We start from the raw sequence: 26,009 nt of genomic DNA, 5'->3' as shown, positions 1-26,009 counted from the left end.
CCATCAGGCCTTAGCCATCAGACCGATGAAGCGGTCGAACAGATAGGAAATATCGTGCGGGCCGGGGCTGGCTTCCGGGTGGCCCTGGAAGCAGAAGGCCGGCTTGTCGGTGCGGGCCAGGCCCTGCAGCGTGCCGTCGAACAGGCTCACATGCGTGGCGCGCAGATTGGCCGGCAGGCTCTTGGCATCGACCGCGAAGCCGTGGTTCTGGCTGGTGATCGAGACGCGGCCGTTGTCCAGGTCCTTCACCGGGTGGTTGGCGCCGTGGTGGCCGAACTTCATCTTGAAGGTCTTGGCACCCGAGGCCAGCGCCATGATCTGGTGACCCAGGCAGATGCCGAAGGTCGGGATGCCAGTCTCGATCAGCTCGGCGGCGGCCTTGATCGCGTAGTCGCAGGGCTCCGGGTCGCCGGGGCCGTTGGACAGGAACACACCGTCGGGCTGCAAGGCCAGCACCTCGCTGGCCGGCGTCTGCGCCGGCACCACTGTGATCTTGCAGCCGCGCGAAGCGAGCATGCGCAGGATGTTGTGCTTCACGCCGAAGTCGTAGGCGACGACGTGGTACTTCGGCGCCGTCTGCTCGCCGTAGCTTGTGCCCAGCACCCATTCGGTCTGGGTCCAGACCTCGCGCTGCGTGCGGCTCACCACCTTGGCCAGGTCCTGCCCGGCCATGCTCGGCGCGGCCTTGGCCTTGGCCACCGCATCAGCGATGTGGGCATCGGTGATCGTCTCGCCAGCGGCCAGCGCCAGGATGCAACCGTTCTGCGCACCTGTCGTGCGCAGGATGCGCGTCAGGCGGCGCGTGTCGATGTCCGCGATCGCGACCGTGCCCTCGTCCTTCAGGTACTGGCTCAGGCTGCGCGTCTTGCGGAAATTCGATTCGAGGAGGGGCAGGTCCTTGATGATCAGGCCGGCGGCATGGATCTTCTTGGCCTCGACGTCCTCGTCATTGACGCCGTAGTTGCCGATATGCGGATACGTCAGCGTGACGATCTGCCGGCAATAGCTCGGGTCGGTGAGGATTTCCTGGTAACCGGTCAGCGAGGTGTTGAACACCACTTCGCCGACGGTATGACCGGCAGCGCCGATCGAGGTGGCTTTGAAGACCGTGCCGTCTGCCAGTGCGAGGATCGCCGGGGAGGAGGAAAGCAGCTCGGGCAGCACGGGTAACTCCGTTATTGTGCGCGCGCCCAGCTCTGCTCCTTTTCGACGCCGCGCGCGCCTGTGGGCGCGCGCAATGTGAGCCTGAGTCCGGTGAGGGAAACGGTAGGGGTTTCGCTGGGAGGCGGGGGGTTGTAGGTAAACCTGCGAAGTATAACCCACCAGGGTAATTACCGAGGCATTCCAGCCCACATCCGCCCCCCCCGAGGCGGGCAGTCGCAGCCCGCCGGTGCGCATCTCGCCCGCGCTCAGCCCAGCGCGGCGATGCCGGCACGCGCGATCTGCGCGTCTTCACTGGATTTCACGCCGCTGACACCCACGGCACCGATGCAGTGACCATCGGCCATCACCGGCACCCCACCCTCGAGCAGGCCTTGCAGCCCGGGCGCACTCAGGAAGGACACGCGGCCCTGGTTGATCACGTCCTCGTAGACCTTGGACTCGCGGCGGCCCAGCGCCGCCGTGTTGGCCTTGGCCGGGGCGATCTGTGCCGAAATCGCCGGCGCGCCGTCGAGGCGCTGCAGCCACAGCAGATGCCCGCCGTCATCGACGATGGCGATGCTCACCGCCCAGTTGTTGGCGATTGCCTCGGCCTCAGCCGCAGCGGCAATGCGCCTGGCGTCGTCCAGAGTCAGATAGGGTTTGCTCTTCATGGTCTTGCCCCGCGGTGAAAAGGCCCCACTTTAGCCCCGTACCCGGCTGCAATGGCTCGCCAAGCGCACGCCCCTCATGCGGGTCAGGCCCTATGCCAGCGCACCGGCAGCGTCGTCGGATGCCCCCTAGAATGCACAGCTGACGCATGCCGGACTGAAGCCAGCGGCAGCGTCGGCAACTCATTGGAGGATCTATGAACGAAAGCCTGCAAACTCAATACGGTGGCGCTTATGGCACCAGCCTGGCGGCCGACCGTCAGCGCGTGCTGCGCAACACCTACTGGCTGCTGGCCCTGTCCATGGTGCCCACCGTGCTCGGCGCCTGGGTCGGCGTGTCCACCGGCATCATGGCCAAGATGGGCTTTGGCCTGAGCACCATCCTATTCTTTGTCGGCGCCTTCGGCCTGATGTTCGTCATCGAGAAGAACAAGAACTCCAGCATCGGCATCTATGCGCTGCTGGCCTTCACCTTCTTCATGGGCCTAATGCTGTCCCGCCTGCTGGCGCAGATCCTGGGTTTCCGCAACGGCAGCAGCCTGATCATGACGGCCTTCGGTGGCACGGCCGCGATCTTCTTCGCGATGGCCACGTTGGCCAGCGTGATCAAGCGCGACCTGTCCAGCATGGGCAAGTTCCTCTTCGTCGGCGCGATCATCATCCTGGTGGCGGGCTTGGTGAACATCTTCCTGCAGTCCAGCGCCTTGATGCTGACGCTGATGGTGCTTGCCATGGTCGTGTTCTCGGCCTTCATGCTCTATGACATCAAGCGCGTGATCGACGGTGGCGAGACCAACTACGTGTCGGCCACGCTGGCGATCTATCTGGATGTCTACAACGTCTTCCAGAGCCTGCTGTCGCTGCTGGGCATATTTGGCGGGGAGCGGGACTGATCTCCCACCCCCTACCGGCTGCGCCGGCCCCCTCAAGGGGGCGAGCGCGGCGGCCCGGCAGAGCCGGATCCGCGCGCTCCGCGCGATGAGGTGCGAGCTGCGCCGCAACATGAAACAAGGGCCCCATTGGGGCCCTTGCTGTTTCTGCACTTGGATCAGCGCTCGAAGACTGCGATGCTTTCGACGTGTGCGGTATGCGGGAACATGTTCACCGCGCTCGCGGCCGTACAACGGTAGCCAGCCAGGTTGACCAGCAGGCCGGCGTCGCGCGCCAGCGTGGCCGGATTGCAGGACACGTAGACGATGCGCCGGGGCGGCGTCCAGCCAGGCGCCAGGCTCGGGTCCTGTGCGATGTCCGCGATCGCCTTGGCCAGCGCGAAGGCGCCCTCCCGCGGCGGATCGACCAGCCATTTTTCCGCCACGCCATCAGCGGCCAGCAGCGCCGGCGTCATCTCGAAGAGATTGCGCGCCACGAAGCTGGCCTTGTGCGCCAGACCATTGCGCTGCGCGTTCTCGCGCGAGCGCTGCACCAGGGCCTCGCTGCCCTCGATGCCCAGCACCTCGCGCGCCTGCGTCGCCAGCGGCAGCGTGAAGTTGCCCAGGCCGCAGAACCAATCGATCACACGCTCGTCGCGCTGCACCTGCAACAGGCGCAGGGCGCGGCCCACCAGCACGGTGTTGATGTTCGGGTTCACCTGCGTGAAGTCAGTCGGCTTGAAGGGCATGGTGATACCGAACTCTGGCAGCGCGTAGGCCAGTTCCGGGCCGCCTTCGTCGAGCAGCCGCACGGTGTCCGGCCCCTTGGGCTGCAGCCACCATTGCACGCCAGCATGGTTGGTAGCGAACTCGCGCAGCTTGGCCTTGTCGCCCTCGGGCAGCGGGTTCAGATGGCGCAGCACCAGCGCAATGACGGTGGCCGCACCATTGTCGCCCATCGCCAGCTCGATCTGCGGCAGGCGATCGCGCTCGGCCATGCTGCCAATCAGCTCGCGCAGCGGCAGCAGCAGATCGCTGACCACCCGGGGCACGACCTTGCAGACTTCCATATCGGCCACGTAGCGGCTCTTGCGCTCGTGGAAGCCGATCAGCACATGGCCCTTCTTCGGCACATAGCGCACCGAAAAGCGTGCGCGATAGCGGTAGCCCCAGGTCGGCCCTTCGATCGGGCGCAGCAGGCGCTCGGCCTTGACCTTGCCCAGGTGCCAGAGGTTGTCCTCCAGCACGCGCTGCTTTACCGCCACCTGCGCGGCCGGATGCAGGTGCTGCATCTTGCAGCCGCCGCAGGCACCGGCATGCAGGCCGAAGTGCGGGCAGCCCGGTGTCACGCGCTGCGAGCTCTCGCGGCGCATCGCCACCAGCGTGCCCTGCTCCCAGTTGTTCTTCTTGCGGCCGACGGTGACCTGCACCTCTTCTCCGGGCAGCGCCCCTTCGATGAAGACCACCTTGCCTTCGGCGTTGTGGGCCACGCCCTGGGCCTCCAGGTCAAGCGACTCGACCTTGAGCCATTCGTTCTGTTGCGTCATGGGGCGGAATTATCCGCGCCCTGCGGCCAACGCTCAGAACAGCGAATCGCGGCTGACGCCTCGTCGCTGCATCGCGCGCTTGAGCTTGGCCAGCGCCTCGATCTGGATCTGGCGGATGCGCTCGCGCGTCAGACCCAGGCGCACCGCCAGCACATCCAGCGTCTCGGGCTCGCGGTCCGAGAGGCCATAGCGCCCGGACAGCACCTCGCGTTCGCGCTCGCTCAGCGCGGCCAGGCCCTGCTCCAGCAGGCTCTCGATCTCATGATTCAGCCGCTGCCCGGCCGGATCGGCGGCCTGCTCGTCGGCGACCAGATCGACCATCGCCTCGCCGCCCTCGCTGTCGCGATCCACCGGCGTGTCCAGCGAGCTCGGCAATTCCGCATAGGCCAGCAGCTCGACCACGTGGGCCAGCGGCAGGCCCGTGGCAGCGGCGATCTCCTCAGCCTTCACCGCGGCACCGCCGTTCTGGCGGTGCAGGGCCTCCAGCGCGCGCCGCGTCTTGAGCACCTGATTGAGTTCGCGCACGATGTGCACCGGCAACCGCACCAGCCGAGCCTGGTGCATCAGCGCGCGCTCGATGCCCTGGCGTATCCACCAACTCGCGTAGGTGGAGAAACGAAAACCGCGCTCCGGCTCGAACTTGCCGATCGCATGCATCAGCCCGAGGTTGCCCTCCTCGATCAGGTCGCCCATGGGCAGGCCGCGTCCGAGATAGTTCTTCGCGATGCTGACGACCAGACGCAGGTTGTGCTGGATCATGGCCTGTCGCGCTGGGAAGTCGCCGGCGCGCGCACGCACCGCGGTCTCGTACTCCTGCTCGGGCGTCAGCAGCGGAGTGCGGCGAATGTCTCGCAAGTAGGCCTGCAGCGCATTGCCGGCCTCGATGTCAGCCAGCCAGCCCGCCCGGCGCAGCGACTCCAGCGCCTCGTCGTCGGCCGGCGGCTCGCCGGGCCCGGGCGCATCAGGCGCGGCGGCTGCCTGCTCAGCATGGGCGAGGAGCGCTGCGGCGAGGACGGCTCGACGCTCCGGGTGGGGTGCAGCGCGCTTCATCGACACTCACCTCCACCCCTCCTGCAGCGATCAGCGGGCCGGCAGCAGACGAGCCGGGTCTATCGGCTTGCCCTGCTTGCGCACTTCGAAGTGCAGCTTGACCTGATCCGCGTCGCTGGAACCCATTTCGGCAATCTTCTGGCCCTTGCGCACCACCTGGTCTTCCTTTACCAGCAGCGTCTGGTTGTGCGCGTAAGCCGTCAAGTACGTGGCGTTGTGCTTGATGATGACCAGGTTGCCGAAGCCACGCAAGCCCGAACCCGCATAGGCGACGCGGCCGTCCGCTGCCGCATAGACCGGATCGCCGGCCTTGCCGCTGATGGCCAGCCCCTTGTTGCGTTGCTCGTCGAAGCCGGCGATGACGCTGCCGGCAGCCGGCCAGGTCCAGGCCACGTCTTCGTCGCTGACGGCCGCCGCCGCCGGCGCGGCAGTCGCCGGCGCGGCGGAGACCACTGGAGCGGCCGCGGGGCCGGCCGCAGCGGTCGGCTTGCCATCCAGCGGACGGCTCTCCACCTTCGCACTCGCGACCGGCTTGGTGCTCACGCTGGCAGTTTCGACAGCAGGCGGCGCCACGCGCAACACCTGCCCCACCTCGATACGGTTGGGATTCTCGACGTTGTTCCAGCGAGCGATGTCCCGCCAGTTCTGACCACTCTCCAGAGCGATACGGATCAGCGTGTCGCCCGGCTTGACCGTGTAATAGCCCGGCTTGCCCTCGTTTTCGGCACCCGGTGCCGGGGGCTTGACCTCGGCTGCGGCAGGGGCCGGCGTGGCAGCAGGCGCGGTCTTGACCGGCGCGCCGACGCTGCGATCCTCGACCGGCGCGCGATGCTTGGGCAAGGCACAGCCGGCAAGCGCCGCAGCGAGCGCAATCGAGGTCAACAGGGAGGCCGTGGTTCTCTGGGTGTTCGCTTGCATGCCTGATCGATCCAGTCGTTCGGGGATCGCGGCGCAGCGCCACGACCCTCACATGACGCCGGATTTTAGAGGTACGAAGAGCACCGCCTCATGGTGGCTGCGCATGAAGCGGCTGAGCCCGCTGTCGACGACATGATCGACGACCACCAGCACCTGACCCCGTCCGCCCGGCGCCTGCATCGGCGCGACAAGCCGGCCGCCCGGTGCCAGTTGCTCGAGCCAGGCCTGCGGCAGGTCCTCGCCGCCGGCGGCGGCAATGATGGATTCATAGGGGCCGCCCGGCTTGTGACCCAGGCGGCCGTCGCCATAGATCAGCCGCACCTGGGCAATGCGCTGAGCGCCGAGATGACGGTGCGCCTTGTCATGCAGCGGCTTGAGCCGCTCGATGCTGGTGACATGCCGGGCCAGCCGCGCCAGCACGGCGGCCTGGTAGCCGCAGCCGGTGCCGATCTCCAGCACTCGCCCCAGATGCCCCTGCTGCGCAGCAGCGCCGGCCAGCAGCAACTCGATCATCCGGCCAACCACCGAGGGCTTGGAGATCGTCTGGCCGTGCCCAATCGGCAGGCTGGTGTCCTCATAGGCCTGGATGGCCAGTGCGGTATCGACGAACTCATGGCGCGGCACTTCGGCCAGGGCCTGCAGTACACGCTCGTCGCTCAAACCCTCGCGCCGCAGGCGCTGCACCATGCGCTGGCGCACGCCGGACGAATCCAACCCCAGGCCGCTGGGGGCGACCTGGCGCGCCGCATCGACAGTGGCCTGCCGCAAATGGCGCTGCGGCATCAGCAGCTCGCGCTGCGCCTGGGCAGCACTGCCGCGCGAAGCCACGCGCTCCAGCGGCAGCGGGAAACGGCGCGGCTTGGGCGCGTCGTCGCTCATGCGTTCGCGCCCAGCCGCGAGCGCCAGGCCGGCAGCGTCGCGTGGTCGGTCAGGTCCACTTGCAGCGGCGTGATCGACACCTGTCCGTTGGCAGTGGCATGGAAGTCGGTGCCCTCGCCGGCCTCGCGCGCATCGCCAGCCGGACCAATCCAGTAGATCGGCTCGCCGCGCGGATTGGTCTGGCGAATCACCGGCTCACTGGCATGACGCCGACCCAGCCGGGTGATGCGCCGCGGCAGCTCGGCCACGTCGGCACGGTTGGGCATGTTCACATTCAACAGGAAAGGCTTGTCCAGGCCCCCGGCGATGACCTGCTCGACGATGGCGCGCGCGGTGCGTGCCGCCGCCTCGAGATGGCCCCAGCCCTTCTCCACCTGCGAGAAGGCAATCGATGGGATGCCGAACAGGAAGCCTTCGGTCGCCGCCGCGACGGTGCCCGAATACAGCGTGTCGTCGCCCATATTGGCGCCGTTGTTGATGCCCGAGAGCACCAGGTCGGGCCGGTAGTCCAGCAGCCCGGTCAGCGCCACATGCACGCAGTCCGAGGGCGTGCCATTGATGTAGCGGAAGCCGTTCGCTGCAGTGAACACCGACAGCGGCCGGTTCAGCGTCAAGGCGTTGGAGGTGCCGCTGGCGTTCTGCTCCGGAGCGATCACGTCGATCTGCCCCAGGCCCTGGCAGGCCTGCACCAGGGCATGCAGCCCGGGCGCCAGGTAGCCGTCGTCATTCGCGATCAGGATGCGCATGCAGCGGATTGTAGGCAGCGCGTCACCTCGGCGACCCCGGCACAAGCCCTGCTTGCCTATCATCAAGCGAGTCCCCAAGAACGAGGAGCGAAGAACATGCAAGCCTGGTTGTGCGAGAACCCCGTCGGCGTCGAAGCCCTGGTGTGGAAGGAACTGCCCACACCCGAACCCGGCCCGGGCCAGATCCGCGTGGCCATCAAGGCCGCCAGCCTGAACTTCCCCGACCTGCTCATCGTCCAGGGCAAGTACCAGATGAAGCCGCCGACACCTTTCGTCCCCGGCACTGAATTCGCCGGCGTGATCGATGCGGTCGGCGAAGGCGTCAAGGGCTTCAAGCCCGGCATGGCGGTCGCCGCCTTCGCCGGCACCGGCGGCTTCGGCAGCCACGCCTGCATCCCGGCGGCACTCGCGATGCCACTGCCCCCGGGCTTCCCCTTCGAAGACGCCGCGGCCTTCATCTGCACCTACGCGACCAGCCACCATGCACTGATCGACCGAGCCGCACTGCAACCGGGCGAGACCGTGCTGGTGCTCGGCGCCGCCGGCGGCGTGGGTACGGCGGCGATCCAGATCGCCAAGGCGGTCGGCGCGCGCGTCATTGCCGCCGTCTCCTCCGAGGACAAGGCCAAGCGCTGTCTGGAGATCGGCGCCGACGCGACGATCAACTACGCGCAAGGCGATCTGCGCGAGCAGATCAAGGCGCTGACCGATGGCAAGGGCCCGGACGTGGTGGTGGACCCGGTCGGCGGCGATCTGGCCGAGCCGGTGTTCCGTTCCATCGCGTGGCGTGGCCGCTACCTGGTGATCGGCTTTGCCCAGGGCGCCATCCCGGCGCTGCCGCTGAATCTGGCCCTGCTCAAAGGCGCGTCACTGGTGGGCGTCTTCTGGGGCGAATTTGCCAAGCGCGAGCCGCAGCGCAATGCCGCGATGATGATGGAGCTGGCCAGCTGGTATGCCCAGGGTCGCATCAAGCCGGTGCTGGACTGCGTGCTGCCTATGCAGCAGTTGCCCCAGGCTTTCGCCCGCATGGCCAGCCGGCAGGTCGTCGGCAAGGTCGTACTCAACACCTGACCCTTGGCTGACGCGTCACGCAGGCGGCGGGAACAAATCGCAACGCTGCCCTGCTTTCGCGGGGCACGCACGGCCGAGCTAGTGCGCTAGGATGAAGCCATCCGGAGCCGCATGCCATGGCCGTCAAAGTACTGATCATCGAAGACAACCCCGTCGCCCGCAGCTTTCTGTGCCGCGTGGTGCGCGAGAGCTTCAGCGATCCGATGGACATCGTCGAGGCCGGCGATCTGGAAGGCGCGCGCCGTCAGGTGGCTCGCCTGGCCCAGGAGGGCCATGAGCAGGGCTTCAAGCTGATCCTCGTCGATCTCGAACTGCCCGACGGCAACGGCATGGAGTTCCTCGCCGAGTTGGCAGGCTCGCCGGCGGTGAAGGTGGTCACCACGCTCTACTCGGACGACGACCACCTCTTTCCCGCGCTGCAGTGCGGCGCCGATGGCTACCTGCTGAAGGAAGACCGCTTCGAGGTGCTGGTTGAAGAGCTGCAGCGCATCGTGCGCGGTCAGCCGCCGCTGTCACCCGCGATCGCGCGTCGACTGCTGTCCCACTTCCGCCCCGGTTCCACTGGCGACAGCGGGCCGATGAGCCTGAATTCCGGCTTCGGCTCCTTCTCGGCCACCGGTCACGCGCATTCGCGGCCGGTGGTGCTGGATCCGCCACCGGAGTGGGAGCGGCTGACGCCGCGGGAAAACGAGGTGCTGACCTACCTCAGCAAGGGCTTCACGATCAAGGAGATCGCGAACCTGATGGGCATCAAGTGGTTCACCGTGAACGACCACATCAAGTCCATCTACAAGAAGCTCAATGTCTCCAGCCGCGCCGAAGCTGCGGTGCTGGCGAGCAAGCAGGGCCTGGTCTGAACCGGCGCCGCCGACGCGGCGCGTCATCTCCGTGGCCCTGACTGCAATGCCCCGGCTGCGCGATCAGCGCAGCGTCACCGGCATCAGCCGTTCCTTGGCTTCCACCTTGCTGTCCGGATCCATTTCGATCGCGACCTGGGTACACACCGCCCGGCACAGCGCGGCAACGCGCTCGCTTTGCAGGCGATAGTAGATCTGCGTGCCTTCGCGGCGCTTGTGCAGCACGCCGCTGCGATACAGCGTGGCCAGGTGCTGCGACATGTTCGGCTGCGTCGTGTCGATCTCGCTGAGGAGCTCGGACACGTTCTTCTCGCGCTGGCAGACGGCGCTGATGATCTTCAGTCGGATCGGCGTCGACAGCAGCGAGAACAGTTCGGCGACGGAATCGAAGACACGGTCTTCTGTGCTGCGCTCTTCTTCCATGATCAAGAATGCCAGTTGAGCATGGGCCGATTCTATTCGTTGTTGCCGATATAAGGAGCCTCAAACCGCCTACCGGGCCCGCTTATTTATGGCGGTAGTGGTCGCGATTGAGCACGGCAGCAACCGCGGTCACTTCCTCGGGAAAGAGGCCGAGGTTCAGCTCGGTATTGCACTGCTCGACCATGCCGCGCAGCAGGCCAGCCGTGTTGATGCGTCCCATAGGCCGATAGATGGCAGAGCCATCGCCACCGACGCGGCGCACATGACACTCGCTGCAGCGATGCTCTGCGATCAGGCGCTGTCCCAGCGCCAGATCGGCATCGCGGTAGATCTGAGCACCCGACTGACCCCAGGCCACCGAGGTGCTGAGCAGCGCGAAGAGTGTGAGCAGCTGTAAACGCATTGCCTTCCCCTGCGAGCCCGAAACAAGGCCCGCCGAGAAGCATGTTACGTCAGTGCCTCGCCCCCGCGAGGCACATGAACTACAGCAGCTCCGCTGTAGAAAGAAACGTCAAGCAACACCTCGCCCCCGCGAGGTGCCTTGGCATCACTTCGCGCCGCCCAGCACCCAGGCAGCCAGAGTCTTGGCGTCAGCCTCGCTGAGGGCGGGCTGCGCAGGCATGGGCACCGGGCCCCATTTGCCAGAGCCACCCTTGCGGATGCTGTCGGCAAGCTTGGCCTCGGCATCGGCCTGGCCCGCGTACTTCTTGGAGATGTCCTGGTAGGACGGGCCAACCAGCTTCTTGTCCACCGCATGGCAGGCCATGCAGGCGTTCTTTTGCGCCAGAGCCAGGCTGGCGTGCGCCGGCAGGCTGGCGAGCATCGAGCCAAGGCCCAGAGCAGCCCATAGCGTCAGGGCGGTATTTCGCTTCATCGTCGTGTCTCCTGTTGCTTGTTCAGCGTCATTGCAAACATTCGTACGCGATGATATTCAGATATTAAATCCCCTGACCTCGTGCAACTACTGAGCCTCAGCTGCGGACTTCAGCGGTAGCGCTGCACCATCGCCTCCAGCGACACCGGCTTGATGCGCTCGGCCTGGCCGGCGCAGCCGAAGGCCTCGAAGCGCTGGCGCACGATGCCCTTGGCCGCCTCGCGCGCGGCGGCGAAGGCCTTGCGCGGGTCGAACTCGGACGGCTGCTCGGCCATCAGTTGGCGCATCGCGCCATACATCGCCAGGCGGATGTCGGTGTCGATGTTGATCTTGCGCACCCCGCTCTTGATGCCGCGCTGGATCTCCTCCACCGGCACGCCGTAGGTCTCGCGGATGTCGCCGCCGAAGCGGCGGATGATGGCCAGCCACTCCTGCGGCACGCTGGACGAGCCGTGCATCACCAGGTGCGTGTTCGGAATCGCCGCGTGAATCTCGGCGATGCGGGCTATGGCGAGGATGTCGCCGGTGGGCTGGCGGCTGAACTTGTACGCACCATGACTCGTGCCGATCGCGATCGCCAGCGCATCGACGCCGGTGGCGGAGACGAACTCGCGCGCCTCGAGCGGGTCGGTCAGCAACATGTCGTGGCTCAGCGTGCCGGCGGCGCCGACGCCGTCTTCCTCGCCCGCCTCGCCGGTCTCCAGCGAGCCCAGGCAGCCGAGTTCGCCCTCCACCGACACGCCCACCGCATGCGCCAGCTCGCAGACCTTGCGCGTCACCGCGACGTTGTAGTCATAACTGGCCGGCGTCTTGGCGTCCTCCTGCAGCGAGCCGTCCATCATCACGCTGGAAAAGCCCGAGCGGATCGCCTGCATGCACACCGCCGGCGAAGCGCCATGGTCCTGGTGCAACACCACCGGCACGTCGGGATGGGCTTCGATCGCGGCCAGCACCAGATGGCGCAGATAGGGCTCGCCGGCATACTTGCGCGCCCCTGCCGAGGCCTGCAGGATCACTGGCGAACGCGTTGCCTGCGCGGCCTCCATGATGGACTGCACCTGCTCCATATTGTTGACGTTGAAGGCGGGCACGCCATAGCCGTGCTCGGCGGCGTGATCGAGGACTTGTCGCAGCGATACCAGGGCCATGGGGCCTCCTTGATGCAAAAGGGTAGAAGAGGAAGAGAAGTCCTGCCGGAGACGCCGACGGCGCAAGGATTTGGCAGACCCGTTCAGCGCTGGGCTTCGAGCACATGCCCGGCCATCTGCGCCAGATCGGCAAAGATGCGCTGCGGTGCGGCGCTCTCGATCGGCTGGCCGGCGTTGTAGCCATAGGGCACGGCCCAGGCGCTGACGCCGGCATTGCGCGCCGCCTCGACGTCGATGCGCGAGTCGCCGATATGCGCGGTGCGCGTGGTGCAGACGCCCAGCTCGCGCGCAACCTGGCGCAGCACGCTGGCGTGCGGCTTCTTGTGCTCCAGCGAGTCGCCGCCCACCAGCATGTCGAAGAAGCCTTCGAGCTGAGTCACCTCGAGCACGCGCTGCGCATGGCGCAGCTCCTTGTTGGTGACGCAGGCCAGCTTCAGCCCGGCGGCGCGCAGCTGTTGCAGCGCCTGCAGGCAGCCGGGGTACAGCGTCGCCGAGCTGCCGGTGGTCTCGGCGTAGAAGCGGTCCAGGCTGGCGAGCACCGCGTCGACCTTGACGCGTTCGGCATGCTGCGGCTGCTCGAAGAACACACGGGCCAGCAGCTTCAGCATCAACTCGCGCGTACCGGCGCCGATCAGCTCGGTGATCTCGGCCAGCGGGCGCCGCGCGATGCCATGCGCTTCGAGTGCCAGGTTCGCCGCTTCGGCGATCTCGGACGCGGTATCGACCAGCGTGCCGTCGAGATCGAAGCTGATCAGCTCGTAAGCCGCCTTGCTAGAGCTGGCCGCCATGATCAGGCACCCTCCCCGGCCAGCGTGCGCTGCACCAGCGCGGCCAGGTTTGCCGCGGTCAGGCCGAAGTGTGCGAACAAGGCCGGGGCCGGTGCCGACTCGCCGAAGCTGTCCACGCCCAGCGCTGCGGCGCAGCCGTACTGGCCCCACCAGCGCGTCACGCCCGCCTCCACGCCGATGCGCGGCAGGCCGCGGCCGAGTACCGCGTCGCGGTAGCTGCGCTCCTGCCGATCGAAGACCGTGCTGCTGGGCAGCGAGACCACGCGCACCGGCAAGCCGGCGGCGTCGAGCTCTGCCTGCGCCGCCATCGCGAGCTGCACTTCGGAGCCGGTCGCAATCAGCACCGCACGCGCATCCGCACGGTCGCTGAGCACATAGCCGCCGCGTGCAATCGCGGCCAGCTGCGCCGCATCGCGCGGCTGTGCCGGCAGGTTCTGGCGCGACAGCAGCAGGCAGCTCGGCCGCGTCGTCTCGTTCAGCGCATGGATCCAGGCCGCTGCGGTCTCGGCCGCATCGCAGGGACGCCACACGTCGAGATTTGGAATCAGGCGCAGGCTGGCCGCATGCTCGACCGGCTGGTGTGTCGGCCCGTCCTCGCCCAGGCCAATGGAGTCGTGCGTGAACACATGCACGACGCGCTGCCTCATCAGCGCCGCCATGCGCAGCGCATTGCGGCTGTAGTCGCTGAAGGTCAGGAAAGTGCCGCCGTAGGGGATGAAACCGCCATGCAGCGCCAGGCCGTTCATCAGCGCGGCCATGCCGAACTCGCGCACGCCGTAGTTGATGTGCCGTCCGCCTGCCTGGCCGGCACGCACTGCGCCGCAGCCGGGGAAGTCGGTCAGGTTGGAGCCGGTCAGATCGGCACTGCCGCCCAGCATCTCGGGGATTTGCGGTGCCAGCGCAGCCAGCGCCTGCTGCGAGGCCTTGCGCGAGGCCACCGCGTCGCTGCGCGCGCCGAATTCGGCCAGCGTGCGCTGCGCCAGCTCGGCAAAGCCTTCGGGCAGGCGACCGGCGACGCGGCGCTCGAACTCGGCCGCCAGCTGCGGATGCGCCGCACGGTAGGCGGCAAAGCACGCCTGCCAGGCGGCTTCCTGCGTCATGCCGCGGCCGCGCGCATCCCAGGCGCTGCGCACCGCCTCGGGAATCTCGAACGGCGCATGCGGCCAGCCGATCGCCTCGCGGGTACGAGCGATCTCGTCGGCGCCCAGCGGTTCGCCATGCACCTTGGCACTGCCGGCGCGATGCGGCGAGCCCTTGCCGATCGTGGTGCGGCAGACGATCAGGCTGGGCTTGTCGGCCGAGTCGCGCGCCTGGGCGATGGCGCGGCTGACGGCCTCGGCATCGTGGCCGTCAACGGGGCCGATCACGTTCCAGCCATAGGCGGCGAAGCGCGCCGGCGTGTCGTCGCCGAACCAGCCCTGCACCGGGCCGTCGATCGAGATGCCGTTGTCGTCGTAGAGCGCGATCAGCTTGTTGAGCTGCAGCGTGCCGGCCAGCGAGCAGGCTTCGTGGCTGATGCCTTCCATCAGGCAGCCGTCACCGAGGAAGACATAGCTGTGGTGGTCAACGATGCTGTGGCCGGGGCGATTGAACTCGTCGGCGAGCAGCTTTTCGGCCAGCGCAAAGCCCACCGCATTGGCCAGGCCCTGGCCCAGCGGGCCGGTGGTGGTCTCCACACCAGGCGTCATGCCGTGCTCGGGGTGGCCCGGCGTCTTGCTATGCATCTGGCGGAACTTCTTCAGCTCGTCCAGCGGCAGCTCGTAGCCGCTCAGGTGCAGCAGCGCATAGAGCAGCATCGAGGCATGGCCGTTGGACAGCACGAAGCGGTCGCGGTCCGGCCACTGCGGATTGGCCGGGTTGTGCCTGAGGTGCCGGCCCCATAGCGCCACCGCCATTTCGGCCATGCCCATAGGCGCGCCGGGATGGCCGGAGTTGGCGGCCTGCACCGCATCCATGGCCAGCGCGCGCAGCGCATTGGCTTGGTCCTGGGTCGTCGCCGCCGTGCCGCCGATGCTCATCGCCTCGCTCCTCACAGCGTGCCCAGCGCGCGCTGGCGCCGTTCCATCATGCGCCAGATGAAGGGCGTGAAGATCAGCTGCATCGCCAGCTCCATCTTGCCGCCAGGCACAACGATGGTGTTGGCGCGCGACATGAAGGAGTCGTGGATCATGTTGAGCAGGTACTGGAAGTCGATGCCCTTGGGCTTGGCGAAGCGGATCACCACCATGCTCTCGTCCGGCGCCGGGATGTCGCGCGAGATGAAGGGGTTGGAGGTGTCCACCATGGGCACGCGCTGAAAGTTCACATGCGTGTGCGCGAACTGCGGACAGATGTAGTGCACATAGTCCGGCATGCGACGCAGGATGGTGTCGGTCACTGCCTCGGTCGAGTAGCCGCGCTTGCTCTTGTCGCGCCACAGCTTCTGGATCCACTCCAGATTGATCACCGGCACCACGCCGATCAGCAGGTCCGGATAGCGCGCAATGTCGACCTCGGGCGTCACCACCGCGCCATGCAGGCCTTCGTAGAAGAGCAGATCGGTGTCGGCGGGCACCGGCTCCCAGGGTGTGAAGGTGCCGGGGTCCTGCTTGTAGGGCGCCGCCTCCTCGTGGTCATGCAGATACTTGCGACGCTGGCCGGTGCCGGTCTCGGCATAGCTGCGGAACAGCTGCTCGAGCTCAGCGAAGAGATTGTTCTCCGGGCCGAAATGGCTGAAGTTCTTGTTGCCGGCCTTCTCGGCCTCGGCCTGGCGCTTCTTCATCTCCAGGCGGTCGTAGCGGTGGAAGCTGTCGCCTTCGATGATGGCGGCCTTGACCTGCTCGCGGCGGAAGATGTTCTCGAAGGTGCGCGTCACCGAGGTGGTGCCGGCGCCGGACGATCCGGTGATGGCGATGATGGGATGGCGTTCAGACATGGCGGATGCCTCTTCGGATGCTAGGAACTCGTGGCGGCGCTGCAGCGGGCCTCAGGCGCGGAACAGGCTGCGCTCGGCAAACAAGGCGATGGCAGGTGCAGGCGCCATCGGCTCGGTGTGGTAGCGCTCGATGCGCTCGACTTCGCACTTGGAGCCGAAGACCAGGCCGATGCGCTGGTGCAGCGAGCTGGGCTGCACGCCCAGCACCGGCTGGCGCCCGGTGCTGGCGCGGCCGCCGGCCTGCTCGATGATGAAACCGATCGGGTTGGCCTCGTAGAGCAGGCGCAGCCGGCCCGGCTTGGCCGGGTCCTTCATGTCGCGCGGGTACATGAACACGCCGCCGCGCATCAGGATGCGGTGCGCCTCGGCCACCATCGACGCGATCCAGCGCATATTGAAATCCTTGCCGCGCGGCCCGGTCTTGCCGGCCAGGCACTCGTCCACATAACGCTTGATCGGCGGTTCCCAGAAGCGGCTGTTCGACGCGTTGATCGCGAACTCCTGCGTCTGCTCGGGGATGCGCATGTCGGCATGCGTCAGCATGAACTCGCCGAGGTTGGGGTCCAGCGTGAAGCCGACGACGCCGGCGCCCACGGTGAGCACCAGCATCGTGGTCGGGCCGTAGAGCGCGTAGCCGGCGGCCACCTGCTGGGTGCCGGGCTGCAGGAAGTCGCTCTCGACCACGTCGCGGCCGCTGGCCAGCACCTCGTCGGGCGCGCGCAGCACGCTGAAGATGCTGCCCACCGAGACGTTGACATCGATATTGCTGGAACCGTCCAGCGGGTCGAAGACCAGCAGGTACTTGCCGCGCTTGTTGCCCTTGGGGATCTGGTAGGGCAGCTCCATCTCCTCGGAGGCCAGGCCGGCGCACTGGCCGCCCCAGTCGTTGAGCCGGGTGAAGACCTCGTTGCTGATCACGTCCAGCGGCTTCTGCGTCTCGCCCTGCACATTGATCTGCTCGCCGCCGGCGGGGACCTCGACGCCGCAGGCCTGCGCGCCGCCGAGTTCGCCGAAGGCCACCGCGCGTGCAATGGTCTTGCAGGCCAGCGCGACGTCGAGGATCAGCGCGTTGAAATTGCCGCTGGCGCCCGGGTGCTTGCGGCGCTGCTGGATCAGGTACTGCGTGAGGGTGAGGCGGTGCGGCTGCTGGGCCATGGTCGTGCTCATCGGTAGTCTCGGATTCGGTGTCGACGCGGTCCGCGCTCAGCCCTGCAGCGCGGCCTCGCGCCGCTTGGCAGGACGTGCAGCGGCGGTGGCGGCGGCATGCCAGTCGCGCAGCTGCGCGACGCTCAGGCCCTGCAGGTCGGGCAGCACTTGGGTGGCGCCGCCGAAGTCGTGGTCGTCGGTGAAGGCGTTCGGCGTGACGATGGTGGCCAGCTCGGCGGCGAGCGCGGCACGCAGGCCGTTGTGCGAATCCTCGAAGGCCAGGCACTCGTCGGCGCGCAGGCCCAGGCGCTGCAGCGTCTGGCGATAGACCTGCGGATGCGGCTTCTTCAGCGGCGCGGTCGAGGCGTCCTCGATCACGTCGAAGTGCAGACGCCAGTCCGGCCCGATCGCGCGCGCGAGCAGCGCGGCGATGTTGACCGGCGAGGTGGTGGTGGCGATGGCCAGACGCAGGCCGGCGGCACGCGCCGCCTCGATCAGCGCCAGCACGCCCGGCCGCAGCTGCACAGCGCCCTGCTGCACGCGGCGCTCGTAGGCGGCAGTCTTGATCTCGTGGATGTTCTGCACCGTGTCGGCCAACGCGCCGCCGTTGATCGCGACCACGCCCCCGCGCAGCTGCTGCCAGTAGTGGGCGATGCGCTCCTTGCCGCCGGAGACCTCGAGCAGCTTCTTGTACAGCGCCTCGTCCCAGTACCAGTCCAGCCCCACTTCGGCAAAGGCCTGGTTGAAGGCCACGCGGTGCGCGCTTTCAGTGTCGGCCAGCGTGCCGTCCACGTCGAAGATCAGTGCCTTGAGGGTGCTGCTCATGGTGTTCTCTTTGTTTTCCTACTTGTCGGGATTCGCCACGAAAAGGCGACTGGCGCGGATGTCGTCGGCGCTGATGGTGCTGAGCTCGTCGGCATCGAGCACGCGGTTGCGGTCGGCATAGAGCCGGCTGGCCTGGCGCAGACGCGCGCGGTCCAGCGCGTTGCGCACGCTGCGCGCATTGGCGAAATGCGGCTGCGCGATGCGCAGCTGCAGGTAGTCGTCGAAGGCTTCGCGCGCACCGGGGCCGAAGCGGTAGTGCATGCCTTCGACCATCTTGTCGGCGATCTGCAGCAGTTCGCCGGTAGCGTAGTCGGGGAAGTCCAGGTGGTGCGCGATGCGCGAGCTCATGCCAGGGTTGGACTGGAAGAAGGTGTCCATGCGGTCCTTGTAGCCAGCGAGGATCACCACCAGGTCGTCGCGCTGGTTCTCCATCACCTGCAGCAGGATCTCGATCGCCTCCTGGCCGTAGTCGCGCTCGTTCTCGGGCCGGTAGAGGTAGTAGGCCTCGTCGATGAAGAGCACGCCGCCCATGGCCTTTTTCAGCACTTCCTTGGTCTTGGGCGCGGTGTGGCCGATGTACTGACCCACCAGATCGTCGCGCGTCACCGCGACCAAATGGCCTTTGCGCACATAGCCCAGCCGATGCAGGATCTCGGCCATGCGCATCGCCACCGTGGTCTTGCCGGTGCCTGGGTTGCCGGTGAAGCTCATGTGCAGCGAGGGCGCGCTGGCCGACAGGCCATGCAGCGCACGCAGCTTGTCGATCACCAGCAGCGCGGCGATATCGCGGATGCGCTGCTTCACCGGCGCCAGGCCGACGAGGTCGCGGTCCAGCTCGGCCAGCACATCCTCGACCTGGCTTTGCGCCAGCACTTCGGCCACCGTGCGCGCCACCGGCGCGTCAGCAGCCGGCGTGGTGGCTGGCGCGGTGCCAGGGACGGCGGCCATGGCGGTGCTGCCGGGGATGGCGTAGAGCGGCGCGTTCATAGCCTGTTCCCGCTTTGGCTCAGTAGCGCTGGCCTTCGGGCTGCTGCGCTGCATAGCCCGTGATCGTGTAGCGCATGGTGCGGCCGTTGACTTCCTGGCGCACCAGGCCGAAGCCGGGCTCCTGGGCCGGACGGTTGACGATGAAGCTCATCGCGATGCTTTCGACGCCGCGCGTGGAGTCGAAGGCCATCAGGCGGATGTAGTGATTCGGGAAGGTCTTGCGGCAGTTGTTCATTTCCATCAGCACGCCGGCGGCGTCCTGCAGGTCGAACATGGGCATGCCGAACATTTCCCAGTAGGTGTTGCGCGGATGGGCGTCGTCGGTGTACTCGACGCTCCAGGCATAGCCCTTCTTGAGGCCGTACTCGATCTGCAGGCCGATCTCGGCATCGCTCAGGTCGGGCAGGAAGCTGAACTGGCCCTGCGTGACGCGGCCGGTGGGGTTGGTCATCATGGTGTTGATCTCCTCGGTGGCTGACTCAGGCGACGGACGGCGTGGTCGCGTAATCGCTGGTATCGGTGGACGCGTAGTTGAAGCTGATCTCGCCCCAGGTATCCAGCGCCTGCTTCAGCGGCGTGCAGAACTTGGCGGCGTCCTTGAGGATCTGCGGGCCTTCGTTCTTGATGTCGCGACCTTCGTTGCGCGCCTTCACCATGCACTCCAGCGCCACGCGGTTGGCCACGGCGCCGGCCTGGATGCCGGCCGGGTGGCCGATGGTGCCGCCGCCGAACTGCAGCACCACGTCGTCGCCGAACAGATCGATCAGCTGGTGCATCTGGCCGGCATGGATGCCGCCGGACGCCACCGGCATGACCTTCTTCAGGTCCGCCCAGTCCTGGTCGAAGAACAGGCCGCGCGGCAGGTCGGTCCGGGTGACGCTGTCGCGGCAGACGTTGTAGTAGCCCTGCACCGTCATCGGGTCGCCTTCGAGCTTGCCCACGGCCGTACCGGTGTGCAGGTGGTCGACACCAGCCAGGCGCAGCCACTTGGCAATGACGCGGAAGCTCACGCCATGGTTCTTCTGCCGCGTGTAGGTGCCGTGGCCGGCGCGGTGCATGTGCAGAATCATGTCGTTCTTGCGGCACCAGTTGGCCATGCTCTGGATCGCGGTCCAGCCGACGATCAGGTCGACCATCACGATCACGCTGCCGAGGTCCTTGGCGAACTCGGCGCGCTCGTACATGTCTTCCATCGTCGCGCCGGTCACGTTCAGGTAGCTGCCCTTGACCTCGCCGGTGGCGGCGCTGGCCTTGTTGACGCCGTCCATCACGTAAAGGAAGCGGTCGCGCCAGTGCATGAAGGGCTGCGAGTTGATGTTCTCGTCGTCCTTCATGAAGTCCAGGCCGCCCTTCAGGCCTTCATAGATCACGCGGCCGTAGTTGCGGCCGGACAGGCCCAGCTTGGGCTTGGTCGTCGCGCCCAGCAGCGGGCGGCCGAACTTGTCCAGGCGCTCGCGCTCGACGACCAGGCCGGTGGGCGGGCCCTTGAAGGTCTTGACCAGCGCCACCGGAATGCGGATGTCCTCCAGACGCGCGGCCTTCAGCGGCTTGAACGAGAAAACGTTGCCGATCAGGCTGGCGGTGATGTTGGCGACTGAGCCCTCTTCGAAGAGGATGATGTCGTAGGCCACCCAGGCGAAGTACTGGCCGGGCTGGCCTGGCACCGGCTCGACCTTGTAGGCCTTGGCGCGATAGCTGTCGCAGGCACTCAGCCGGTCGGTCCACACCACGGTCCACGTGGCGGTGCTGGACTCGCCCGCCACGGCGGCGGCGGCCTCGATCGGATCGACGCCCTCTTGAGGCGTGATGCGGAACAGGCACAGGGTGTCCGTGTCCTTAGGGATGTAGTCGGCATCCCAGTAGCCCATCTGGCGGTACTTCAGCACCCCAGCGCTGTAACGCTTCTTGGCGTCGGTGATCACACCTTCTTCGACTGGCTTGTTCATCCGCGGCTCCTGCCTTGCTGTATGCGTCCTGCGACGCGATGGGCAGAATTTAAGTCGCGACTTAAATAAAGAGAATTCAGTTATTCTTGGTCTTCAATTCATGAATTGCTGAATGCTGAACATCACCTTCCGCCAGCTACGCGTCTTCACCGAAGTGGCGCGCGAGCTCAGCTTCGCGCGCGCGGCAGAGGCCCTGCACCTGACGCCGCCCGCAGTGACCATGCAGGTCAAGGAGCTGGAATCGCAGCTCGGCCTGCCGCTGTTCGAGCGCCGTGGCCGCCAGGTCACGCTGACCACCTCGGGCGAGTACTTCCTCGTCTATGCGCGCCGGCTGCTGGCCACGCTGAAGGAGGCCGACGACGCGATGGCGCGCTTCAAGGGCGCCGAAAGCGGATTGCTCTCGGTGGGACTGGTCAGCACGGCCAAGTACTTCGTGCCGCAGCTGCTGGCGCGCTTCCACGACGAACATCCCGGCATCGAGGTCAGGCTCTCGGTCTGCCAGAACCGCGAGCAGCTGGTGGCGCTGCTGCAGTCCGGCGAGGTGGACCTCGCGGTGATGGGCCGCCCGCCCAAGGAGCTGGCGACAAGGGCCGAGCCCTTCGCCGCGCACCCGCAGGTCTTCGTCGTCGCGCCCACGCACCCGCTGGCCGCGCTGGACCATGTGCCGCTGGAGGCTCTGGTGAATCAGCGCTTCATCGCACGTGAAGCCGGCTCAGGGACGCGCAACGCCATGGACGCCTTCTTTCGAGAGCATCACCTCTCGCCACGCATCGCGATGGAGATGCCCAGCAATGAGACCATCAAGCAGGCCGTCATCGCCGGCATGGGCGTGGCCTTTCTGTCACTGCACACGCTGGGTCTGGAGCTGCGCGCCGGCGCGCTGAAGCTGCTGGACGTTGAGCACACACCGGTGATGCGCACCTGGAACCTGGTGCGCATGCAGAGCAAGCTGCTCTCGCCGGCCGCGGAAGCTTTTCGTTACTTCGTGCTGGAGCATGCCGAAGCGCATCTGCAGCAGCACGACCAAGCCCTGCTCGCACACCCGCCCGCGCCTTGAGGCGCTGGCTCGTTCCACCCCACCCGACTCCGTCACTGAAACCGCCATGACCAAATCCACTGCAGCCTGCCTCGTCCTGGGCCTGTCGCTCGCTGCCCCGGCGCTGGCCGTAGATGTCCAATTCAAGCCGGTGGCCGCTGGCGTCTATGCCTTCGTCGGCGAGATGGGCGCCCGCACGGCACAGAACGAGGGGCTGAACGCGAACATCGGCCTGGTGCTGACGCCCGAGGGCGCGCTGCTCATCGACAGCGGCGCGAGCTACCAGTCGGCGCAGGCCATCGCAGCGGCAGCGGCCAAGGTGGGTGCGACGCGCATCAAGTGGGTCATCAACACCGGCGGACAGGATCACCGCTGGCTCGGCAACGGCTTCTTCAAGGCGCAGGGCGCCGAACTGATCGCGCATGCCAACGGCCAGGCCGATATGCAAGCTCGCGGCAACGACCATCTGCAGGGCTTGCGCGCGGTGCTCGGCGCCAAGGTCGACGGCACGGTGCCGACGCTGCCGACGCGCTGGATCAAGGACGAGAACGCGAGCCTGCAGCTCGGCACTGTCCGCATCGAGCTCAAGCATCGCGGCGGCGCCCATACGCCCGGCGACATGATCGTCTGGCTGCCGCAGAGCGGCGTGCTGTTCAGCGGCGACGTGGTCTACACGCAGCGCATGCTGGGCGTGCTGCCGGTCAGCAACACCAAGCGCTGGCTGGACAGCTTCGCCGTGATCGAGGAGCTCAAGCCCCGCGTGCTGGTACCCGGCCATGGCGAACCCACCGACCTGGCCACCGCCAAGGCCGACACCCAGGCCTATCTGCTCGCGCTGCGCGCGCACATGAAGAAGGCCGTCGACGACGGGCAGGACGTCAGCCCGGCGGTGCGCAGCTTCGACGCCAGGCCCTTCATGCACCTGCTCAATGCGGCGGAGCTGATGCCGGGCAACGCCAGCCGGACCTATCTGGAGCTGGAGCGCGAGTGAGGATCTCGCGCTGCACCCGGGCAATCAGGGCAGCTTGAAGCCCGATACCGCGGCGACGAGCTGATTGGCCTGCTCGCGCAGGCTGGCGGCTGCCGCGGCGCTCTGCTCGACCAGCGCGGCGTTCTGCTGCGTGCTCTGGTCCATCTGCGTGATCGCACCACCGACCTCAGCCACGCCCTGGCTCTGCTCGCGGCTGGCCACGCTGATCTCGCCGACGATATCGCTGACGCGGCGGATCGCATTCACCACGTCCTGCATGGTCGCGCCGGCACGGTCGACCAGCGCACTGCCCTGCTCCACATGCTCGACGCTGGCACCGATCAGGGTCTTGATCTCGCGTGCCGCCTCGGCACTGCGCTGCGCCAGGCTGCGCACCTCGCCGGCTACCACCGCGAAGCCGCGGCCCTGCTCGCCCGCGCGAGCCGCCTCGACCGCGGCGTTCAGCGCGAGGATGTTGGTCTGGAAGGCGATGCCATCGATCACGCCGATGATGTCGGCGATTCTGCGGCTGCTATCGCTGATGCCGCGCATCGTCGCAACCACGTCGCCGACCACCGCACCCCCACGGCTGGCCACCTCGCTGGCGCCCTGGGCCAGCTGGTTGGCCTGCTGCGCGTTGTCGGCGTTCTGCCGCACTGTGGCGCTGAGTTCGTCGGTCGTGCTGGCGGTGCGCTGCAGCTGGCTGGCCGTCTGCTCGGTACGGCTGGACAAATCCATATTGCCGGCCGCCACCTCGTCGGCCGCGGTCTGCACGCCGTCGGCGGCGCTGCGCACCTCGCGGATCAAGCCCATCAGGCGATCGCGCATCAGACCCATCTGGGCGAGCAGATGACCGATCTCGTCGCGACCATCGGCCTGCACCGACTGGGTCAGGTCACCCTGCGCAATCGCGCTGGACAGCGCATCGGCCTTGGCAAAGCCGGAACGGATGCGCATCAGCAAGGCGATGAACATCCAGGTCGCCGGAACGCCAACCAGCAGCGCAAGGCCGACGAACAGGCTCAGCAGCTTGCGCGCGCGGCTCTGTGCGGCAGCCGCAGCCTCCTTGGCCTGGGTTTCCTCATGTTGACGGGCTTGCCCCAGGGTGTCGAACAGTGCCTGCCCCTCCTCGCGGCCAGCCTTCAGAAAAGCGGCCATGACCTGTTCGGAGAAGTCGCCGCGGCGCACGGCCTGTGTCGCCTGCTCCAGCTTGGCCGCCCAAAGCTGACGACGACGTTCCGCCTCATCCACCAGTTCCCGGCCTTTCGCGTCGATGCTTGCATCCTCGCGCAGACGCTTCCATATCTCGCCGTTCTCGGCCCGGCGCTTGTCAATCGCCTGCAAATGCATGTCCAGCGCATGGTCATGGATCGCCGCCAAGGGACTGCTCGGCGCATGCTGGAACGCCAGCAGCACCTCGGCACGGTTGGACAGGTTGTTCTGCAAATACCGGTTGAGCTGGGTGACGCGCTGCATGCGCTCGCTAGCCACCACGTCCAGGCTGGACGCGCTGTTGAACAATCCCCACAGCGCCAGCCCGGCCATCAGGCCGAAGGCGGTCCAGAACATCACCATGATCGCGATGAAGCGCTGCGAGATGCGGAAGTTGTCGAGCATGTCTCTTGTCTTTCGTACTTCTATAAGACCCGACCCGGGCGCACTATGAAGCGATGCTACGCAGGCATGGCGACGGCCGAACCCGCGATAAGCCAGCCGATGCGCCAGCTATTAGGACGGAGCCGCCAGAGTCGGACTCAGCCGGCGCTGACCAGCTTGAGCAGCTCCAGCACATCGGCCTCGAACATCTCACCAGGAATGCGCTCGCGCAGCCGCCCCTGGCGATCGATGGTGACGGTAAAGGGCACGCTGCGCCGCACTGCCAGCGCTGCAGCCAGAGGCTCGCGATCGACGGTGAGCGGGAAGGTCCAGCCGCGCTGAGCCATGCGCCGACGCGCAGCCTCGCGGTCCGACTCGGCCAGCACGCCGATCACGCGCAAGGGCTTGCCGGCAGCGGCGCGATGGAGTTTCTCGACGTGTTCATTGTGGCGCTCGCAGAAGCCGCAATGCAGCGACCAGAACACCACCACCACCGCCTGACCCGCCTCGGGCTGCCAGCGAGCGCCATCGATCAGCGTCACGCCCTTGGGCCATTGCACCAGCGCACCGCGCCCCAGAGGCTCCGCCGCCAATGCAGGGGCCAGCGGTGCGAGTGCGGCACAGGCCAGCAGCCCGCGTCTGATTCTGTCCGTCATTTCGCTGCTTGTTCCATCAGCAGATAGGTGTTGTAGGCGTTGATCCGGTTGGCCACGCCGAACAGCGGCAGCCTGGCAAAGCGCGACCAATCGGTCTTCGCATAGGCCTCCTCGAAAGGCTCGAGGTTGCGCGCTGCTTCGCCCATGGTCTGGCGCAGATAGGCCAGGTAATCGCGGGTGAGCTGAAGATCCTCGCGCGCCGTAGTGGACACCGGGCCATGGCCAGGGATGACCACGCGGGTATCGAAGGCCAGCAGCCGCTCCAGCGCGGCGATCCAGCTGCCGCTGTCGGCCTGACCGACAAAGGGCACGCGGCCGCGGAAAACCAGATCCCCGGCCACCAGCACCTTCAGCTGGGGCACATAGACCACCAGATCCTCGGGCGTATGAGCCGGGCCGGCCGGTTGCAGCACGAAGTCGAGCCCACCCAGACGCAAGGTGGTGGGGCCGCTGATCCAACGATCGGCCGGCACCAGCTCGGTCTTCTCGTCGATCCAGGGGAACATCTCCTCGCGGCTGGCCTTCAGGCGCAGCGCAGCGGTCTCCGAATGCAGGTAGAGCTGACCGTCCTTTTGTCCGATCAGCTGCACCCCGGCCTGACGGAACTGTTGCAGACCGTAGATGTGGTCCGCATGGTAGTGGGTGATGACTAGGTGCTTGATCGGCTTGGGCGTGATGCGCCGGATCTCCGCCATCAGCTCGTCAGCCAGCGCGGGCGAGCCGAGCGCGTCGATCACCACCACCCCATCGTCGGTGACGATGAACGCGGCATTGGAGATGAAATTGCGGTTCGCCGAGGAGCCCAGCGCCGACTCACCCTGCACCATCCAGGTCTGCGGCGCGACCTGCACGGCCTGAACCTTCTGCGCCAGCGCCGGCGGGCCCATCAGCGCGGCCAGGGCCAGCGCAGCCAGCCAGCGCAGCCCAAACCCACGCGCACGCGCCCGAGGAC

26 protein-coding genes and 2 pseudogenes are annotated in these 26,009 nt (G+C 67.1%); 5 read left to right on the top strand and 23 right to left on the bottom strand.

Going from position 1 to position 26,009, the window contains the following annotated elements:
- Positions 1-3: 3 nt before the first annotated feature.
- Together carA and AC2EBS_RS02475 are read right to left on the bottom strand one after the other, a co-directional pair.
- Positions 4-1,164 (bottom strand): glutamine-hydrolyzing carbamoyl-phosphate synthase small subunit, encoded by a 1,161-nt coding sequence (gene carA / locus AC2EBS_RS02480; protein ID WP_484726794.1) that lies wholly within the window; start codon positions 1,162-1,164, stop codon positions 4-6.
- A 245-nt stretch (positions 1,165-1,409) separates the two neighbouring features.
- Complete coding sequence (locus AC2EBS_RS02475) at positions 1,410-1,814, bottom strand: GlcG/HbpS family heme-binding protein (RefSeq protein ID WP_484726793.1); 405 nt, start codon at positions 1,812-1,814, stop codon at positions 1,410-1,412.
- A gap of 194 nt (positions 1,815-2,008) precedes the next feature.
- Between AC2EBS_RS02475 and AC2EBS_RS02470 the strand changes: the two genes are divergently transcribed.
- Positions 2,009-2,704: a Bax inhibitor-1/YccA family protein gene (locus tag AC2EBS_RS02470; protein WP_484726792.1), complete on the top strand. Its 696-nt coding sequence runs from the start codon at positions 2,009-2,011 to the stop codon at positions 2,702-2,704.
- A gap of 155 nt (positions 2,705-2,859) precedes the next feature.
- On the opposite strand, the gene rlmD is transcribed toward AC2EBS_RS02470, so the two are convergent.
- The 5 genes from rlmD to surE are packed head-to-tail and all read right to left on the bottom strand — an operon-like array spanning position 2,860 to position 7,820.
- Positions 2,860-4,227, bottom strand: a complete 1,368-nt coding sequence (gene rlmD / locus AC2EBS_RS02465; protein ID WP_484726791.1) for a 23S rRNA (uracil(1939)-C(5))-methyltransferase RlmD — start codon at positions 4,225-4,227, stop codon at positions 2,860-2,862.
- A gap of 33 nt (positions 4,228-4,260) precedes the next feature.
- Complete coding sequence (gene rpoS, locus AC2EBS_RS02460; RefSeq protein WP_484726790.1) at positions 4,261-5,277, bottom strand: RNA polymerase sigma factor RpoS; 1,017 nt, start codon at positions 5,275-5,277, stop codon at positions 4,261-4,263.
- A 30-nt stretch (positions 5,278-5,307) separates the two neighbouring features.
- Positions 5,308-6,195 (bottom strand): peptidoglycan DD-metalloendopeptidase family protein, encoded by an 888-nt coding sequence (locus AC2EBS_RS02455; protein WP_484726789.1) that lies wholly within the window; start codon positions 6,193-6,195, stop codon positions 5,308-5,310.
- Between the two features lie 48 nt (positions 6,196-6,243).
- On the bottom strand, positions 6,244-7,074 hold the full coding sequence (locus AC2EBS_RS02450; RefSeq protein WP_484726788.1) for a protein-L-isoaspartate(D-aspartate) O-methyltransferase: 831 nt from the start codon (positions 7,072-7,074) through the stop codon (positions 6,244-6,246).
- Entirely contained in the window at positions 7,071-7,820 is a 750-nt protein-coding gene (gene surE, locus AC2EBS_RS02445) for a 5'/3'-nucleotidase SurE (RefSeq protein WP_484726787.1), read from the bottom strand. The genes AC2EBS_RS02450 and surE overlap by 4 nt, the downstream gene beginning before the upstream one ends.
- Before the next feature lie 96 nt (positions 7,821-7,916).
- Between surE and AC2EBS_RS02440 the strand changes: the two genes are divergently transcribed.
- Positions 7,917-8,891, top strand: a complete 975-nt coding sequence (locus AC2EBS_RS02440) for an NADPH:quinone oxidoreductase family protein (RefSeq protein ID WP_484726786.1) — start codon at positions 7,917-7,919, stop codon at positions 8,889-8,891.
- 116 nt (positions 8,892-9,007) lie between these two features.
- Entirely contained in the window at positions 9,008-9,748 is a 741-nt protein-coding gene (locus AC2EBS_RS02435; RefSeq protein WP_484726785.1) for a LuxR C-terminal-related transcriptional regulator, read from the top strand.
- A 63-nt stretch (positions 9,749-9,811) separates the two neighbouring features.
- Here the strand turns inward: AC2EBS_RS02435 and AC2EBS_RS02430 are convergent, their stop codons facing one another.
- The 12 genes from AC2EBS_RS02430 to AC2EBS_RS02375 form a co-directional block, all read right to left on the bottom strand.
- Entirely contained in the window at positions 9,812-10,171 is a 360-nt protein-coding gene (locus AC2EBS_RS02430) for an ArsR/SmtB family transcription factor (RefSeq protein WP_484726784.1), read from the bottom strand.
- A gap of 82 nt (positions 10,172-10,253) precedes the next feature.
- Positions 10,254-10,574 carry a hypothetical protein gene (locus tag AC2EBS_RS02425; RefSeq protein WP_484726783.1) on the bottom strand — a complete coding sequence of 107 codons (321 nt, stop codon included), beginning with the start codon at positions 10,572-10,574 and terminating at the stop codon, positions 10,254-10,256.
- 144 nt (positions 10,575-10,718) lie between these two features.
- Entirely contained in the window at positions 10,719-10,994 is a 276-nt protein-coding gene (locus tag AC2EBS_RS02420) for a c-type cytochrome (RefSeq protein ID WP_484727548.1), read from the bottom strand.
- Between the two features lie 161 nt (positions 10,995-11,155).
- Positions 11,156-12,193 (bottom strand): class II fructose-bisphosphate aldolase, encoded by a 1,038-nt coding sequence (gene fba / locus AC2EBS_RS02415; RefSeq protein ID WP_484726782.1) that lies wholly within the window; start codon positions 12,191-12,193, stop codon positions 11,156-11,158.
- Between the two features lie 83 nt (positions 12,194-12,276).
- Complete coding sequence (locus tag AC2EBS_RS02410) at positions 12,277-12,981, bottom strand: HAD-IA family hydrolase (protein WP_484726781.1); 705 nt, start codon at positions 12,979-12,981, stop codon at positions 12,277-12,279.
- Positions 12,982-12,983: 2 nt separating this feature from the next.
- Positions 12,984-14,999 carry a transketolase gene (gene tkt, locus AC2EBS_RS02405; protein ID WP_484726780.1) on the bottom strand — a complete coding sequence of 672 codons (2,016 nt, stop codon included), beginning with the start codon at positions 14,997-14,999 and terminating at the stop codon, positions 12,984-12,986.
- 11 nt (positions 15,000-15,010) lie between these two features.
- Positions 15,011-15,895 carry a phosphoribulokinase gene (locus tag AC2EBS_RS02400; protein WP_484726779.1) on the bottom strand — a complete coding sequence of 295 codons (885 nt, stop codon included), beginning with the start codon at positions 15,893-15,895 and terminating at the stop codon, positions 15,011-15,013.
- Positions 15,896-15,946: 51 nt separating this feature from the next.
- Positions 15,947-17,062: a class 1 fructose-bisphosphatase gene (locus AC2EBS_RS02395; RefSeq protein ID WP_484726778.1), complete on the bottom strand. Its 1,116-nt coding sequence runs from the start codon at positions 17,060-17,062 to the stop codon at positions 15,947-15,949.
- 36 nt (positions 17,063-17,098) lie between these two features.
- Positions 17,099-17,866: an HAD-IA family hydrolase gene (locus AC2EBS_RS02390; RefSeq protein ID WP_484726777.1), complete on the bottom strand. Its 768-nt coding sequence runs from the start codon at positions 17,864-17,866 to the stop codon at positions 17,099-17,101.
- Positions 17,867-17,884: 18 nt separating this feature from the next.
- Positions 17,885-18,853, bottom strand: a complete 969-nt coding sequence (gene cbbX, locus AC2EBS_RS02385) for a CbbX protein (RefSeq protein ID WP_484726776.1) — start codon at positions 18,851-18,853, stop codon at positions 17,885-17,887.
- Between the two features lie 19 nt (positions 18,854-18,872).
- A complete protein-coding gene (locus AC2EBS_RS02380) occupies positions 18,873-19,307 on the bottom strand; it encodes a RuBisCO small subunit-like domain-containing protein (RefSeq protein WP_484726775.1) in 435 nt (144 codons plus the stop codon).
- 25 nt (positions 19,308-19,332) lie between these two features.
- Positions 19,333-20,799, bottom strand: a complete 1,467-nt coding sequence (locus AC2EBS_RS02375; protein ID WP_484726774.1) for a form I ribulose bisphosphate carboxylase large subunit — start codon at positions 20,797-20,799, stop codon at positions 19,333-19,335.
- 112 nt (positions 20,800-20,911) lie between these two features.
- On the opposite strand from AC2EBS_RS02375, the gene AC2EBS_RS02370 reads away from it, so the two are divergent.
- Both AC2EBS_RS02370 and AC2EBS_RS02365 read left to right on the top strand, forming a co-directional pair.
- Positions 20,912-21,856, top strand: coding sequence for a LysR substrate-binding domain-containing protein (locus tag AC2EBS_RS02370; RefSeq protein ID WP_484726773.1), 945 nt, complete (start codon positions 20,912-20,914; stop codon positions 21,854-21,856).
- A gap of 46 nt (positions 21,857-21,902) precedes the next feature.
- Positions 21,903-22,826: an MBL fold metallo-hydrolase gene (locus AC2EBS_RS02365; RefSeq protein WP_484726772.1), complete on the top strand. Its 924-nt coding sequence runs from the start codon at positions 21,903-21,905 to the stop codon at positions 22,824-22,826.
- Between the two features lie 30 nt (positions 22,827-22,856).
- On the opposite strand, the pseudogene AC2EBS_RS02360 reads toward AC2EBS_RS02365, so the two are convergent.
- From AC2EBS_RS02360 to AC2EBS_RS02345, 4 genes and pseudogenes are all read right to left on the bottom strand, one after another.
- Positions 22,857-23,768 (bottom strand): annotated as a pseudogene (locus tag AC2EBS_RS02360) (methyl-accepting chemotaxis protein); the annotation flags it as partial.
- An 87-nt stretch (positions 23,769-23,855) separates the two neighbouring features.
- Positions 23,856-24,422 (bottom strand): annotated as a pseudogene (locus tag AC2EBS_RS02355) (Tar ligand binding domain-containing protein); the annotation flags it as partial.
- A 137-nt stretch (positions 24,423-24,559) separates the two neighbouring features.
- Complete coding sequence (locus AC2EBS_RS02350) at positions 24,560-25,057, bottom strand: TlpA family protein disulfide reductase (RefSeq protein ID WP_484726771.1); 498 nt, start codon at positions 25,055-25,057, stop codon at positions 24,560-24,562.
- Entirely contained in the window at positions 25,054-25,944 is an 891-nt protein-coding gene (locus AC2EBS_RS02345; RefSeq protein ID WP_484727547.1) for an MBL fold metallo-hydrolase, read from the bottom strand. The genes AC2EBS_RS02350 and AC2EBS_RS02345 overlap by 4 nt, the downstream gene beginning before the upstream one ends.
- Positions 25,945-26,009 lie beyond the last annotated feature (65 nt).

The sequence above is a fragment of the Roseateles sp. T103 genome (assembly GCF_057219915.1).
Note: the sequence above shows the minus strand (reverse complement) of the source record. Positions and strands in the feature narration are given on the sequence as shown.

Bases quoted from the DNA above. Each gene is read 5' to 3' on its own strand.
- AC2EBS_RS02475 (WP_484726793.1), bottom strand. From the start codon at position 1,814: ATGAAGAGCAAACCCTATCTGACTCTGGACGACGCCAGGCGCATTGCC.
- AC2EBS_RS02470 (WP_484726792.1), top strand. From the start codon at position 2,009: ATGAACGAAAGCCTGCAAACTCAATACGGTGGCGCTTATGGCACCAGC.
- rlmD (WP_484726791.1), bottom strand. From the start codon at position 4,227: ATGACGCAACAGAACGAATGGCTCAAGGTCGAGTCGCTTGACCTGGAG.
- rpoS (WP_484726790.1), bottom strand. From the start codon at position 5,277: ATGAAGCGCGCTGCACCCCACCCGGAGCGTCGAGCCGTCCTCGCCGCA.
- AC2EBS_RS02455 (WP_484726789.1), bottom strand. From the start codon at position 6,195: ATGCAAGCGAACACCCAGAGAACCACGGCCTCCCTGTTGACCTCGATT.
- AC2EBS_RS02450 (WP_484726788.1), bottom strand. From the start codon at position 7,074: ATGAGCGACGACGCGCCCAAGCCGCGCCGTTTCCCGCTGCCGCTGGAG.
- surE (WP_484726787.1), bottom strand. From the start codon at position 7,820: ATGCGCATCCTGATCGCGAATGACGACGGCTACCTGGCGCCCGGGCTG.
- AC2EBS_RS02440 (WP_484726786.1), top strand. From the start codon at position 7,917: ATGCAAGCCTGGTTGTGCGAGAACCCCGTCGGCGTCGAAGCCCTGGTG.
- AC2EBS_RS02435 (WP_484726785.1), top strand. From the start codon at position 9,008: ATGGCCGTCAAAGTACTGATCATCGAAGACAACCCCGTCGCCCGCAGC.
- AC2EBS_RS02430 (WP_484726784.1), bottom strand. From the start codon at position 10,171: ATGGAAGAAGAGCGCAGCACAGAAGACCGTGTCTTCGATTCCGTCGCC.
- AC2EBS_RS02425 (WP_484726783.1), bottom strand. From the start codon at position 10,574: ATGCGTTTACAGCTGCTCACACTCTTCGCGCTGCTCAGCACCTCGGTG.
- AC2EBS_RS02420 (WP_484727548.1), bottom strand. From the start codon at position 10,994: ATGCTCGCCAGCCTGCCGGCGCACGCCAGCCTGGCTCTGGCGCAAAAG.
- fba (WP_484726782.1), bottom strand. From the start codon at position 12,193: ATGGCCCTGGTATCGCTGCGACAAGTCCTCGATCACGCCGCCGAGCAC.
- AC2EBS_RS02410 (WP_484726781.1), bottom strand. From the start codon at position 12,981: ATGGCGGCCAGCTCTAGCAAGGCGGCTTACGAGCTGATCAGCTTCGAT.
- tkt (WP_484726780.1), bottom strand. From the start codon at position 14,999: ATGAGCATCGGCGGCACGGCGGCGACGACCCAGGACCAAGCCAATGCG.
- AC2EBS_RS02400 (WP_484726779.1), bottom strand. From the start codon at position 15,895: ATGTCTGAACGCCATCCCATCATCGCCATCACCGGATCGTCCGGCGCC.
- AC2EBS_RS02395 (WP_484726778.1), bottom strand. From the start codon at position 17,062: ATGAGCACGACCATGGCCCAGCAGCCGCACCGCCTCACCCTCACGCAG.
- AC2EBS_RS02390 (WP_484726777.1), bottom strand. From the start codon at position 17,866: ATGAGCAGCACCCTCAAGGCACTGATCTTCGACGTGGACGGCACGCTG.
- cbbX (WP_484726776.1), bottom strand. From the start codon at position 18,853: ATGAACGCGCCGCTCTACGCCATCCCCGGCAGCACCGCCATGGCCGCC.
- AC2EBS_RS02380 (WP_484726775.1), bottom strand. From the start codon at position 19,307: ATGATGACCAACCCCACCGGCCGCGTCACGCAGGGCCAGTTCAGCTTC.
- AC2EBS_RS02375 (WP_484726774.1), bottom strand. From the start codon at position 20,799: ATGAACAAGCCAGTCGAAGAAGGTGTGATCACCGACGCCAAGAAGCGT.
- AC2EBS_RS02370 (WP_484726773.1), top strand. From the start codon at position 20,912: ATGCTGAACATCACCTTCCGCCAGCTACGCGTCTTCACCGAAGTGGCG.
- AC2EBS_RS02365 (WP_484726772.1), top strand. From the start codon at position 21,903: ATGACCAAATCCACTGCAGCCTGCCTCGTCCTGGGCCTGTCGCTCGCT.
- AC2EBS_RS02350 (WP_484726771.1), bottom strand. From the start codon at position 25,057: ATGACGGACAGAATCAGACGCGGGCTGCTGGCCTGTGCCGCACTCGCA.
- AC2EBS_RS02345 (WP_484727547.1), bottom strand. From the start codon at position 25,944: ATGGGCCCGCCGGCGCTGGCGCAGAAGGTTCAGGCCGTGCAGGTCGCG.